The sequence below is a fragment of the Maritalea myrionectae genome (assembly GCF_003433515.1).
Lineage (GTDB): Bacteria > Pseudomonadota > Alphaproteobacteria > Rhizobiales > Devosiaceae > Maritalea > Maritalea myrionectae.
Map to the genome: position 1 here is coordinate 2,833,353 of NZ_CP021330.1, position 13,034 is coordinate 2,846,386.

Annotated in this window: 14 protein-coding genes, 1 tRNA gene and 1 pseudogene; 1 reads left to right on the forward strand and 15 read right to left on the reverse strand. The window is 52.9% G+C overall.

Going from position 1 to position 13,034, the window contains the following annotated elements; translation table 11 throughout:
• Positions 1-7: 7 nt before the first annotated feature.
• Complete coding sequence (locus tag MXMO3_RS14245) at positions 8-925, forward strand: carbohydrate kinase family protein (RefSeq protein ID WP_117396300.1); 918 nt, start codon at positions 8-10, stop codon at positions 923-925.
• Here the strand turns inward: MXMO3_RS14245 and cueR are convergent.
• From cueR to MXMO3_RS14310, 15 genes and pseudogenes are all read right to left on the reverse strand, one after another.
• Entirely contained in the window at positions 917-1,321 is a 405-nt protein-coding gene (gene cueR / locus MXMO3_RS14250; protein ID WP_027833732.1) for a Cu(I)-responsive transcriptional regulator, read from the reverse strand. The two genes, MXMO3_RS14245 and cueR, sit on opposite strands and share 9 nt — an antisense overlap.
• Positions 1,318-1,467 carry a hypothetical protein gene (locus MXMO3_RS18730; protein ID WP_156905457.1) on the reverse strand — a complete coding sequence of 50 codons (150 nt, stop codon included), beginning with the start codon at positions 1,465-1,467 and terminating at the stop codon, positions 1,318-1,320. The genes cueR and MXMO3_RS18730 overlap by 4 nt, the downstream gene beginning before the upstream one ends.
• Positions 1,468-1,486: 19 nt before the next feature.
• Positions 1,487-3,847, reverse strand: a complete 2,361-nt coding sequence (locus MXMO3_RS14255) for a heavy metal translocating P-type ATPase (RefSeq protein ID WP_117396301.1) — start codon at positions 3,845-3,847, stop codon at positions 1,487-1,489.
• Between the two features lie 96 nt (positions 3,848-3,943).
• On the reverse strand, positions 3,944-5,320 hold the full coding sequence (locus MXMO3_RS14260; protein WP_117396302.1) for a multicopper oxidase family protein: 1,377 nt from the start codon (positions 5,318-5,320) through the stop codon (positions 3,944-3,946).
• Between the two features lie 206 nt (positions 5,321-5,526).
• The gene (locus MXMO3_RS14265) at positions 5,527-5,817 is read right to left on the reverse strand and encodes a DUF2218 domain-containing protein (RefSeq protein WP_027833735.1); all 291 of its coding nucleotides are present in this window, start codon (positions 5,815-5,817) and stop codon (positions 5,527-5,529) included.
• Positions 5,818-6,127: 310 nt separating this feature from the next.
• A complete protein-coding gene (locus MXMO3_RS14270; RefSeq protein WP_117396303.1) occupies positions 6,128-7,510 on the reverse strand; it encodes an insulinase family protein in 1,383 nt (460 codons plus the stop codon).
• On the reverse strand, positions 7,507-8,814 hold the full coding sequence (locus tag MXMO3_RS14275; RefSeq protein ID WP_117396304.1) for an insulinase family protein: 1,308 nt from the start codon (positions 8,812-8,814) through the stop codon (positions 7,507-7,509). Before MXMO3_RS14275 ends, MXMO3_RS14270 begins: the two co-directional genes overlap by 4 nt.
• Positions 8,815-8,925: 111 nt before the next feature.
• Positions 8,926-9,000: transfer RNA gene (locus MXMO3_RS14280), tRNA-Phe, on the reverse strand.
• A gap of 126 nt (positions 9,001-9,126) precedes the next feature.
• Positions 9,127-9,336 carry a DNA gyrase inhibitor YacG gene (gene yacG, locus MXMO3_RS14285; RefSeq protein WP_027833736.1) on the reverse strand — a complete coding sequence of 70 codons (210 nt, stop codon included), beginning with the start codon at positions 9,334-9,336 and terminating at the stop codon, positions 9,127-9,129.
• A gap of 3 nt (positions 9,337-9,339) precedes the next feature.
• Positions 9,340-9,972, reverse strand: a complete 633-nt coding sequence (locus MXMO3_RS14290) for a Maf-like protein (protein ID WP_027833737.1) — start codon at positions 9,970-9,972, stop codon at positions 9,340-9,342.
• A 39-nt stretch (positions 9,973-10,011) separates the two neighbouring features.
• The gene (infA, locus tag MXMO3_RS14295; RefSeq protein WP_027833738.1) at positions 10,012-10,230 is read right to left on the reverse strand and encodes a translation initiation factor IF-1; all 219 of its coding nucleotides are present in this window, start codon (positions 10,228-10,230) and stop codon (positions 10,012-10,014) included.
• 62 nt (positions 10,231-10,292) lie between these two features.
• A complete protein-coding gene (locus MXMO3_RS18950; protein WP_281273953.1) occupies positions 10,293-10,784 on the reverse strand; it encodes an arsenate reductase ArsC in 492 nt (163 codons plus the stop codon).
• Between the two features lie 6 nt (positions 10,785-10,790).
• Positions 10,791-11,255 (reverse strand): annotated as a pseudogene (locus MXMO3_RS18955) (UPF0262 family protein); the annotation flags it as partial.
• A 26-nt stretch (positions 11,256-11,281) separates the two neighbouring features.
• On the reverse strand, positions 11,282-12,574 hold the full coding sequence (gene hisD / locus MXMO3_RS14305) for a histidinol dehydrogenase (protein ID WP_117396306.1): 1,293 nt from the start codon (positions 12,572-12,574) through the stop codon (positions 11,282-11,284).
• Between the two features lie 11 nt (positions 12,575-12,585).
• Positions 12,586-13,017: a DUF2948 family protein gene (locus tag MXMO3_RS14310; RefSeq protein ID WP_117396307.1), complete on the reverse strand. Its 432-nt coding sequence runs from the start codon at positions 13,015-13,017 to the stop codon at positions 12,586-12,588.
• Positions 13,018-13,034 lie beyond the last annotated feature (17 nt).

Sequence of the window (13,034 nt, forward strand, 5' to 3'; positions counted from 1 at the left end):
CACGATCGTGATTTTATGTTGTGGCGAAGCGTTGATTGATATGTTGCCGATGGAGGCTGCCGATGGGCGGTTGGGATTTGCGCCAGCCGTCGGCGGCTCGGTTTTTAACACGGCTGTGGCGCTGGGTCGCTTGGGCGCGCAAGTTTCTTTTCATTCCAAAGTCGCCACAGATGGTTTGGGCGAACAGTTACGCGGCGCGCTGTTAGATAGCCACGTCAATCTTGACCATCTTAAGCGCAGCAAACTGCCCACGCCGCTTGCGATGGTCCATCTCAAAGATGGCCACGCCAGCTATCAGTTTTATGATGAAGGGACCGCCGCGCAGGATTTCACTGACGATGAGACATTGCCCGTACCGAACAAGGTGCACATGGCATTTTTCGGCGGCATTAGCTTGCTCGGATCAAAATCCGGGCCGTATTATCAGCGTATTTTAACCGAGATGGCGCAACATGTTCCCGTTATGCTCGACCCCAATATACGCCCGAGTTTCATTGCCAATGAATCTGCCTATCGTCGCGAATTGGATGCCCTCTTTCCGCATGTGAGCATTTTAAAGGTCTCCGATGAAGATCTGGCGTGGATTGCCGGCCTAAAGTCTGTTGACGAAAAGATCCAAGAAATCTTCGATTTCGGCACCAAGCTTATATTGATCACCAAGGGGGGTAACGGCGTTGAGGCGATTGGACGACATGTGCGCATCAATGTTCCAGCTGCGCCCGCAGATGTGGTTGATACCGTTGGGGCTGGGGACACGTTCACGGCTGGTTTCTTAAGCGCGCTGCAGGAAGACGATCTGTTCGGTTCTTTGCTTACCATTAGTGAAGAGCAGTTGGCCCGCGCCGTACAGCTGGGCGCACGCGCGGCGGCGATCACCGTATCACGCCATGGCGCCAATCCCCCATGGCGAGAAGAGTTACGCTGATTTGGCGGTGTTTCGTCCGGCCAGGTCGTCCAAAATCGGGCAGTCGGGCCGCTGATCCCCGTGGCAGTTTTTCACCAGCACTTTTAGGGTGGACCGCAGGCTTTGAAGTTCTGCGATTTTCTCATCGACCTTTTGAATTTTTTCACGCGCGATCCGCTTAACGTCTGCGCTGGCGCGGCCCTCATCATCGTAGAGTGATAGCAGCGTGCGGCACTCCTCAATGGTGAAGCCGAGGCTGCGCGACCGCTGCAGAAATCGCAGTCGATGTACATCATCGTCCGAATAGTCGCGATAGCCATTCTCCGCCCGGTCTGGTTTGATCAGGCCAATATCTTCATAATAGCGGATGGTTTTGGTGGGAAGACTTGTGGCCTCTGCCGCATTGCCGATGTTCATTTCTTTATCTCCTCGCCCCGGCCATATAGTTTGCGCAATTCAGCCATTTCCTCTTCAGAAAAGCCGATGGCGTGTGCTTTGCACAACAGCTCATTTAAAGGCGTGGTCGCCTGATCTGATTTTTGTTCTTCGCAAATGATTGACATGTTTTTCCTTTCAGAAATTCTAAAGCTTCAGGCCGCGCAGGCGCAGGGCGTTCCCGATGACAGATACGGATGACAAACTCATGGCGGCGGCGGCCAGCATGGGCGACAAAAGAGCGCCCGTCAGTGGAAACAGGATACCAGCGGCAACTGGCACACCCACGCTGTTGTAGGCGAATGCAAAAAACAGATTTTGCTTGATGTTGCGCAGGGTGGTTTTTGCCAATTTGCGGGCGCGCACAATCCCGGTTAAATCACCTTTCAGCAGCGTGATACCCGCACTTTCAACGGCTACATCCGCCCCGGTGCCCATGGCCAAGCCCACATCGGCAGCTGCCAAAGCCGGCGCATCATTAACGCCGTCACCCGCCATGGCAACTTTTTTGCCTTTGGCGCGCAATTCTTCCACGAGGGCTTTTTTGTCTTCAGGAAGCACCCCTGCGCGGACATCATCAATATTGAGATCGCGAGCGACAGCCTTTGCGGTGCGCTCATTGTCACCGGTGGCCATAATCACCTCAAGCCCCTGTTCATGCAGTGCGGCAATGGCTGACTTTGTGGTGGGTTTGATTTTGTCGGCAACGGCAATGATCGCCACCAGATCGCCATCCTTGGCCAGATACATGGCTGTTTTGCCCTGCTCTTGCAGCGCTGCAGCCTTGTCTTGCGCATCATCGGACGTTGCGCCCAATTGTTGCATTAGGGCCCAATTGCCAAATCCCAGCTTGGCGCCAGAAACCGTGCCGAGAACGCCCTTGCCCGTCACCGCTTCAAAATCCGATGTCTCGCTAAGCGCGACATTTTTCTCTTTCGCGGCATTGACGATGGCTTCGGCCAACGGATGTTCTGAGCCTTGCTCTAGTGATCCGACAAGTTGCAGCAGTTCATCTTCATCACCTGCCAAGGCGACAATGTCCGTCAGGCTTGGTTTGCCTTCGGTCAGGGTGCCGGTTTTATCGACCACCACAACATCGACTTCAGCCATGCGTTCCAATGCGGATGCTTCGCGCACCAACACGCCAGCTTGGGCACCACGACCCGTTGCAGTCATCACAGACATGGGTGTTGCCAAACCCAATGCGCACGGGCAAGCGATGATCAAGACGGACACAGCGGCGATCAGCGCATAAAGGATCGAAGGCGATGGCCCAAAGAAGAACCACACGCCGAAGGCGATAATCGCAATAGCCACAACCGCTGGAACAAAATAGCTGGCCACTTTGTCGGCAAGGCCCTGGATCGGCGCTTGCGAACGCTGGGCAGAGGCGACCATCGCAACAATTTTGGAGAGCATGGTCTCTTCGCCCACATGGGTCGCATTCATCACCAGCGTGCCATTTTTATTGATGGTGCCCCCAGTGATTTTGTCGCCGACATTTTTTTCAACTGGCACCGGTTCGCCAGAAATCATTGACTCATCAATTGCGGTTGAGCCTTCGATGACTTCCCCATCAACCGGCACGGCTTCGCCGGGACGCACGCGTAGCCTGTCACCAATCAGGATATTTTCCAAAGGCGCATCATATTCGCTGCCATCATCATTGATGCGGCGCGCGGTTTTGGGAGACAGGTCAAGCAATGCGCGAATGGCGTCTCCCGTGCGTTCTCGGGCCCGCAATTCAAGCACTTGCCCCACAAAGACCAGCGCAATGATCACCACTGCGGCCTCATAATAAACTGGCGGATGCCCCATAACCAGCACTTCCGCGGGCAATAGGCCGGGAAAGAGCGTTGCCACAACGCTGAAGCCATATGCAGCCCCTACGCCCAGCATAATCAGCGTCCACATATTGTAGTTGGTGGTTCGGATAGAGTTCCACCCTCGTGCGAAGAAGGGTTGGGCGGCCCACAGGACCACAGGCGTCGCCAAAATCAGCTCCAGCCATATGGCGATATTTTCGCCGATCCATTGCCGAATGGGCAGGCCAATCATTGGCCCCATGGTTAGGATTAACAGGGGAATTGCCGCCGCAACGCTTACCCAAAGGCGCCGCGTGAAATCAACCAATTCATGGTTTTCTTCCGAAGCCACGCCATCCATCGGCTCCAACGCCATGCCACAAATCGGGCAACTGCCCGGCTCATCCCGCACAATTTCGGGGTGCATGGGGCAAGTATATTTCACATTTTTCGGGGCCGTTTCCGCTTTTTTCTTATTGCCACCAGACATATAGAAATAGGGGTCGGCCTCGAACTTGTCATGGCACTTTTGCGAGCAGAAATGATAATCTTCACCCTTGATGGTGAGACTAGGTTTTCCTGCATTCACGTCCACTTTCATGCCGCAAACGGGGTCAATAGCCGTCGCACCATTGTCTGAATTACCGTGATGAGTGTGATCGTGGGCGCTTTTTGAATGCGCGTTTTCAGTGTGGTCGGCCATGGGTGCTCCTTTCGGAAAGCAATTGCATGGTGACCGTTCTAATCCTTCCAGTCAATGGAAGGTCAAGCGATTAAAAGAGTGTTGCTGAAAACGAGGTCAAACGACACTCAAATAGCCCGCCAATCCGGCTTTTTGGTGCTCAATGACGTGGCAGTGGAACGCCCAGTCGCCCAAATTGTCGGCCACCAGCGCCACTTCAATGGTTTCATCTTTCAAGAGATGCGCGGTATCCGTCCAGATTTGGGGGATGTCGCGCTTGTTGGACCGCAGCAGCTTGAACACCAGCCCATGCAGATGGATCGGGTGATCGTTGGGGCTCTCATTGCGCAGGCGCAAAATATAGGTTTTGCCCAGCTTCATTTCGGCCAATGGCCCCACATTTGGCTCGGCATCGCCGGGCCACGGCTTTTTATTGATCGACCAGAAGGAATAGCCAAAAGAGCCGCACCAGCCATTATTCTGCGGATCAGCTTCTGGTGTCCAGCCAAACAGAAATTCGTGGGTTTCGGCAGTAGATAGATCTAGATCTGGCAATTGATTGCGGGCCAGCGACGGCAGGTCTTCCAATTGGTGTTTGAGGTTCTGCCCCGTCGGCATCAGCTGTGCCAATGGGCGATGACCAGAAAGCGCATGATGGTTGAGTGTCACCATTGTGCCCTTGTCCGGCATTTGAAGGGCCATATCGACGCGCTGGCCGGGTGCTAGGATCAATAGCGTATCTTTGGTGGGCCATGGGATCAAATCGGTGGCATGGCCATCCATGGCCACGACTTTGCCTTTTGCTCCCTCAAGCGCCAATCGATAGATACGCGCCGTATCTGTGGCGGCGATACGCAAGCGCACAAGCCCACCTGCCGGCGCGTCATAGGCCGGGTTCTGCAGCCAATTGGTGGTCATCACATTGCCCATGGTGCCGCCACGCGCTGCACCACGCTTGGTGTATGGCGTGTCGAGCGCTCCGTCGCTCTTCAGGTGGAAGTCTTTCAAATTGAGGACTATCTCCGCATCAAATTGCGGGTCGTTATCGTCCTCCACCACCAAAATACCTGTCAGGCCATGGGCCATTTGCTCCATGGTTTGGCAATGGGGGTGGTACCAATATGTGCCGCTGTCTGGTGGCGTGAACTCATAATCAAAGCTGGTGCCCGGCTCGATCGGAAGTTGAGTTAAATAGGGCACGCCATCCATTTTGTTGGCAATGCGAAGCCCATGCCAATGGATGGTGGTGTAATTGTCGAGCTGGTTGTTCACCCGGAACCTGGCGGTTTGGTTTTTGCGCAAACGGAGCACGGGTGGCGGCGCATCGCTTGCGGTCGAAACCAGCCCGCTTGTGACGCCTTTGCCTAGATCAAACGAAGCGTGTTGAACATTTATGGAAGTGGGCGCGTGCTGTTGAGCAAACGCATTGCTGCCCCACGCAGCGCCAACCGATAGCGCTGCCGCCCCACCTAAAAAGAATTCACGCCGATCCATCGCTGCCTCTCACCAACCTTGATGTCTTGCCATTTCACCAGCGGACACCACGCCGAAATTGTTGCTTTTTAAAATCATACTCAAGGGGAGGTTCAATTGCCTGATTTACATCAAGATCGAACCAAAAATGTTCCTATCAAAGGTGCTCCGCTCATCATCAATTTTAACGCTAGTTTTCACCCTTATCATTCTGAGTGTCGCGGTGCTTATGCCGCGTCGCGCCACTCGAGCTTTTCCAGATTTTCCCGAAAGGCAAAGCGCACCAGATGGCTTTCAATCACATCTTTGGTGCGGCTGAGCGCTGCCTCGTCTTCGGCCTCAATGGCGATTTCCAATTGATTGGCGTCGGCGCGCATTTTGGCAATGCCAAACGGGAAATTGGCATAGCCGTGGTTGCCATCAAAATCGGCATCAATTTTATGAGCAAAATGCTTGCACAACTGGCCTAAATAGCGCGGGCCTTTGTCCGTCATAAACTGCGCTTGTGATTTTTGCATGGGGCACCTCAATAGCTTGTAAAAAAAGCCTGGAACGTAAGGCAATGCCCTACGCTCCAGATCAAATATTGCTGAAAAGGTCGCGATAATCAGCAATATTTGAAGGTTGACGCATCTGCACGTCACTAAATATGATTTTTATCATCATATTTTTATAGAGCGTGTTTTACAGATTGAAAACAAAAAATCAATAGGAAAATCAATTGTTTAGAATGATTCTAAAGTTTTGGTGCAAGTGGTTGGGTTTGTTGGGAGAATGTGAGATCGCTCACCGGCCGCCAATTAGTTTCTAATCCACAGGGCCAATTTTTTACCCACAATCGAGCAAATCATCGGGTCGTTTCACGCGACAATCGGCCTTAACCTCAATCGCATCGATATTGGGCGCCACCACAATGCGCAGCAGCCGATCAGCGGGGGCCAGATGTGTTTTGACATACTCATTCTGGGTAGCAAGATTCATGCCCCCAACAGTTGGTAAAAGCCTATAGACAAACTCCGGTTCATGCCCTTCCAAAAGCGCATCAATAACGAAATTTGTCGGCAAGTTGTCCCCGTTCAACAACGTCTCAAAGTGGCTGAAATATACCTTTTTGGCTCTGTCAAAAGCCGCCTGTTCAAATCCGGTTGAACGCATCTGATCATAGACGTCGCTTGCCGCCGCCAGCGCGTCGGCTGCTTGATCCGGCGCCACCTGCCCGCCCATGGCCAACAGTCGTACCTCGCGGTCAAAGTCTACAAATTTGGCAAAGACTTCATAAGCCGCGCGCAACTCATCACGCAATTTGAGATGCAATCGCGAGCTTGACGTCCCGCCCAGCTCATAAACAGAAATCATCGTTTCGATTTCTCTGGCCCGAGATTGGCCGGTCAAATGACCAAACAACAAAACCAACGAGTCGCTCGCCGCCTTATTTTCGATCAAAATGGTTTTTGCCACAGGTTCAAATGCTTGCTGCGTCGCCACTGCCTCGCGTGGCTTTTTTTGGTCCAGCCCGTCCAGCAAAGCATCCACAGCCCGCAAGCCAGATGTCATGTCTTCGGGCCCCGACAGAACAATGATCGCGTCATCAGCATAAAAGGATTGCTCATACCAATCTTTGATTTGCGCGTGCGTTATGGCTTGAATATCTTCGAGACTGGTCGTCCAAAACCGTGCAACTTGCGGATCAAAACTGAGTTGGCGCATGGCGCCCCAACCGATCACCCCGGAATGTCGGCGATCCATTGCTGCATCTTCCGCCAAATTTGCCGCGATGCGGCGAAACCAACGTTCATCCAAAGTCGACTTATTGAGCACCTGATTGGCGATTTTCGCGGCTGCCTCGATGTCGCCAACATCTGCAACCAAGACGCCATGAATGGCATCGGTTCGGGCGTAAAGCTCTGCTCTTGCGTCCAGTCTTTCGAATTCCTCAACAAGCATTGCACGCTTGATGTTGCCCGCGGCCGCTTGTTGGATAAGGGGCAATGCCACATGAGGCACGGCGGGGTTTGCCCCTTCTGTGAATATATAATTCGACTGGAAGGCGGCATGGATCGTCACCACTTCGCCGTCCATCGGGATATAATAAACCTCATGGCCCTGATCTGTTGTGGCTCGCTTAATTGCTGGCAGCCCGCCATTAGGCATAATGCAACTGGATAGGAAGGCCAGTGCCAATAGAATTGGCAATATTCTCAATCTGGTCATTGTGTCGCCCGTAAATAAAGAATGGCCGTATCACTCGGAGCAGCGATGGCTTGCATCACTGCGTCATAATCAAGATGGGTCAGCCTTTTGGCGGCCGCCGCGATTTCCTCGCCTTGTATCGGGGCAACGTTTAGCAGGAGGGATTTGAACGTATATTCATGCAAATCCGTCGGAGAATTCTGCAGGTAATTATAGAAAAACTCCGTGTCGTTTTTCAAATCATAAAAACGCATGCGTGAGACGCCGCTATCGGCAAGATGGGAGAGCTGCCGTTCTATCTCCAACGCTAAATCTTCAAGCGTCACGTCAAAATCTGGTGCGGCAGAAATCTCCAGAAGCAAGACATTTTCCGTGATAAAATCCAGGTCAATTTCAAGATCCGCCGCCCAAAACGCATCAAGTTGCAGCGCTTTGCGCACCCCGCCAGAGCGACTGGAGAGCAGGATTTCATCAAGATGGTCGAGCAGCACCAGTTTTTGCGCCCAATCATATTGTTCTGGGAAGGAAATGGCCTTTTTGAAAATCAGCCGATCTCTATATAAATCGGGCCGTTCCACCTCATCGAGATGGCGCTTATCGCCAATCACCAACGCCTTACGCTGGTGCGGATCCCCCTTTTCTGACGTGATCGAAAAAACATCTTTGACGTGCTTGGCGATTTTTGAATAGTTGATCTCACCGAGCACATAAAGTGACGCATTGTCCGGTCTATAAAACTCATCATGAACGGCCAACGCCTTATCGATATCGAGCTCGCGAATTGATGCCGAGGTTCCAATCACGGATCGGCCAACGGATTGTCCATCGAACAATTTTTCGATCAGCGCTGCGCTCTCTAACGACAAGGGTTCCGCTTGCACACCTTGCTCAAATTCGCGTTCGACGATGCGCCGCTCTTCCCGCATGAATTGGCGATCCAGTTCAATGGGTTGAAATATATTGCCGAGCCGCCTCATAACGGCGCCATAGTCGGCACTGGATTCTGCATATCCATAGAAAACTGTAGCCAGCTTATAGGCGAAGGCATTTTCTTCAACCTTGATGCTGAGCTCACCTCGTTCTTTTTCCAATGCGGAAAACAATGCCAAATGCTCAAGATAATGCGACAGACCGGCGGGGCCGTTCATATCCGCCTCACCCACATTCACGACAAGATAAAAGGCTGCACCACCATAACCGGGCACATTGATCAAATATATGTCCTTAAGGGCGCGTGAATATGGCGGCTGATAGAGATCATTTGAAGCAACAGCGCCAAGAACCATCTGTACAGACAGCAATAAAATCAGACAAAAACGAAACATAATATGACTTAAACAAAATAAAATTAAGCCACAGATTAACCAACGCGGACCAAAGGTCAACCGCGCAAATATATTGCAAATTCAGAATGTTACGATGTTAGGGAAAAGGCATGGTGCCCGGGGGCGGATTTGAACCACCGACACGCGGATTTTCAATCCGCTGCTCTACCCCTGAGCTACCCGGGCACAATTTGATTGCATGTCGCAATCAGCATGATGGCGCGGTTATAGGGCGTTCATTCCGCTCTGTCCAGCGCCGAGATGCAAAAAATGCACAATTTTGAGAGAAAAATTTCGATTGCGGCCAAGCATCTAATTTTCCTCGTCAAATTCAGCTCCATCTTCTTCCACAACCGGGATCGCATAGGAGCCATTTAGCCATTTGCCCAAGTCTAGATCTGCACAATGCTTTGAGCAAAAGGGATGGAATTTTCTGTCACTGGGCTTGCCACACATCACGCAGGGCTTGGGCGCGCGCAAGCCGGTGACCTTGGCCTCACTCTTATTTGCATCATTTGCCATAGTTTAGATACCTGAAGCGGAGTTGAGCCAGTTGAACTGGATTGGATAGCCCTCGCCTTTCAAAAGCGACACGGTTTCATAAAGCGGCAGGCCCATTACCGCAGGATAAGACCCTTGCAGCTTCACCACAAACGCCCCTGCGATGCCCTGAATGGCATAGCCGCCCGCTTTGCCCTGCCACTCGCCTGAAGCGAGATAGGCTTCTACTTCATTGTTGGACAGGCGCTTGAAGCGAATTTTTGTTTCCACCAAGCGCCGTCGTGCTTGGCCACCTGGGGTGAGCAAGCACACCCCGGTATAAACTTTGTGGGTGCGGCCGGAGAGCAATTTCAGGCAATTGGCGGCGTCTTCCAGCAATTCTGCTTTAGGCAAAATGCGTCGCCCCACGGCGACAACCGTGTCGCCGCCTAGCACCAATGCATTTTCGTCAATGCCGGTTTGGCGCGCTTTATGCTGCGTGGCAATGGCTTTCATGTGGGCCAAGCGCCCGGCCAGCTTGCGCGGCGTTTCGCCCTTTTGCGGGGTTTCATCAATATCAGCAGGCACCAGATGATCCGGCTCAATCCCAATCTGATTGAGCAGCGCCAAACGGCGCGGCGATGAAGACGCCAATATCAGATCTGGACGGGCCGCCATATGATCATTCTCCGCAACTGCGCCAAGGGCGCGATAGGCTTATTTAAAGCGGTAGGTGATCCGCCCTTTGGTCAGATCATAAGGTGTCATTTCCACCAGCACCTTATCGCCTGCCAAAACACGAATACGGTTTTTGCGCATCCGGCCCGCAGTGTGGGCGATGATTTCATGGTCGTTTTCTAGCTTCACCCGGAAAGTAGCGTTCGGCAACAATTCTTGCACGACGCCCGGGAATTCGAGCATTTCTTCTTTAGCCATTCTGTCTCCTGAGCTAATTTTTCCGCCTTATAGCAGCATAGGCTGGGGGAAACTATACAAAATCAATGTGTTTGTGAACCATTTGGTTGCGCGTCCGTCAAGATAGCGGGCAATTCTGCCTTTATGCGCTTGGATAAATCTTCGCGCAAGGCGCGATAAGCATCTAAACGCTGTTCGCGATTGCCCTCTTCCAAAGTGGGGTCTGCCACATCCCAGTGCAATCGCGCGCCCGCTTCATAATCTTTGGCGTCCACAGCGGCTGGCGCCTCTTCGGAAAGCGTTACGATCAGGTCAAAACTGGTGGCCACCAACTCGTCCATTGTGTGCGGCGTATGCACCGACATGTCGATGCCAATTTCTTCCATCACATCATGGACAAACCGATCCACCTGGCCCGAGCGCACCCCGGCAGACCGGGCGATGAGTTCGGAGGGGAAATATTTACGCGCCAGCGCTGCGGCCATTGGGGAGCGCACTGAGTTCATTGAACACACAAACAGCACCGAGGGTTGTTTGTGCGCGATGCTGATAGAGCGATCGGCATAGGGTTGCACGGCACAGATCAGGGTGAACAGGCGGCGCGCCGTGTTCAAATCCATCTCCAGCTTCCCCTTGAGGCGCTCACGTAGCATTTCGGCCGCGTCATTGTGCAGGCCGCGCCGCCCCATATCTACCGCCTCAATTTGCATGGGCTGCGCGCTTTTGATCGCATCATAATAGCTGTCGCGAATGCGAAAATAATCGCGAATCATATGCCGCATCGGCGTGAGTGATAAAAAGTGGGCGGCGATGGGTTCGTTGGTTTCCGGATTACGCACATCCAAAACCAAATGATTGCCCTGAATCGATAGGTGAAGCGCAAAGGGGCCGCTGGCTCCGTTTGTCGGGGCAAAAGCATTTTCATCCACCAGGTCGTAAACCGCGATGCGCCGCTCATGCACCTCATCCGGATCAATGGAAATGATGGTTTCCGGATCCAGCGTCACGGTGACGAGTTTATCGCTATCAGGATCTAAAATGCGCATTATGCCCCTTGCCGCGTTCAACCAGCCTAAAGATTAAGCCGAATTGAGACCGAACGTCCATGGGCTTGCAAATCTTCAGCCTCGGCCAACGCAATCGCATCGGGCGCAAGAGCGGATAGCGAAGAGGGGCTGCAGCCCAAAATCGAAATACGCTTGATGAAATCATGCACATTGAGGCCAGAGGCGTATCGGGCGGAACGCGCGGTGGGCAACACATGGTTGGTGCCGCCAATATAGTCGCCTATGGCTTCGGGCGTGTGGTGCCCCAAAAATATTGCGCCGGCGTGGCGTACTTTGTCGATATATTGCTCGGCCTTATCAAGCGACAATTCCAAATGTTCCGGCGCCATGCGGTTGGCAATATCAAAGGCTTCGTCGAGATCGTTCACTTCAATGACAGCGCCATAATCCGCCCATGATGGTCCGGCCAAATGCTTTTTCGGCAGCAATTCGAGTTGCCGCTCCACTTCCTTCATCACATCGTCCGCCAATTGCGGGCTTGTGGTGACCAAAATAGATTGGGCGGCGGTGTCGTGTTCGGCTTGTGCAAGCAGGTCCGCTGCGATCCATGCCGGATTGGCACTATCATCAGCGATCACCAACACTTCGGACGGGCCCGCAATCATATCTATGCCCACCTTGCCAAAGACCTGCCGTTTTGCAGCGGCGACAAAGGCATTGCCTGGGCCGACAATCTTATTGACCGGTGCGATGGTTTCGGTGCCAAACGCCAAAGCGCCAATGGCTTGCGCGCCGCCAACCCGATAAATCTCGCTTACGCCTGCGATCTTGGCAGCGGCCAAAACCGTCGGGTTCACTTTGCCGCCGGGTGTGGGCACCATCATGGCGACCCGCTCAACCCCGGCCACACGTGCCGGCGCCGTATTCATCAACACCGATGAGGGATAGCTGGCCAAGCCGCCGGGCACATAAATGCCCACGGCATCCACCGCATTCCATTTTGAGCCAAGGGTGACCCCCTGCTCATCTTCAAACAATTCGTCCTTTGGCATTTGCCGCGCGTGATAGGCCGTAATCCGCTTGTAAGCGTGTTTTAGCGCCTCGATCAATTCATCCGGGGTGTCCAAATAGGCTTGATCGATTTCGTCTTGGGTGAAGACCAGCCCCTCGGGCGTCAAATCCAGCTTGTCGAACTTTGCTGTGAGTTCAACCAATGCCGCATCGCCGCGCTGTTCAACCTGATGGAGGATTTCGGCCACACTGTCGCTAACTTCAACCGAAGATTCGCGTTTGGCATTGAGCAACAGATCAAATTTGTTTTCGAAATCAGCGTCGAAGGTGCGCAGTCTTTGCGGCATATAAGGTCCTATTATTCAATTTCGTGGGCGGGCTTGGCCTTGGCGCGCCAGGCGGCGCCCAAATCGGCCAATCGTGCTTCAAGGCATTCAACTTGCAAAGCTATAGAGGCACCTCCAGCAAATTCAAGCGTGACATTGCCTGATGGCGCTTCTGTGGGTTCAAAGCGGATGGTCAACAGCTCCAAAACGCCATCTTTGGCATTCATATCGAAGCCTGTGCTTTTGGCGCTCAGCACATGGTCAAAGTGCAGCGCGGCGCGGCGGCGTTCACCTTTTCTGGACTTATCGCCGGTTTCCCATGCAAACCGATTCATCAAAAAGGCAAAGCGCTTGTCGCCAGGCACATAGCCCATATCACCCACTTTGATCACTGAATCTTGCGTATAAGCAGCGATCACTTCCAAGTCTTCTTGGTCTAGGGCGAGCAGTTTTAGATCAGCCATTTTTCGGTCCTTGCATT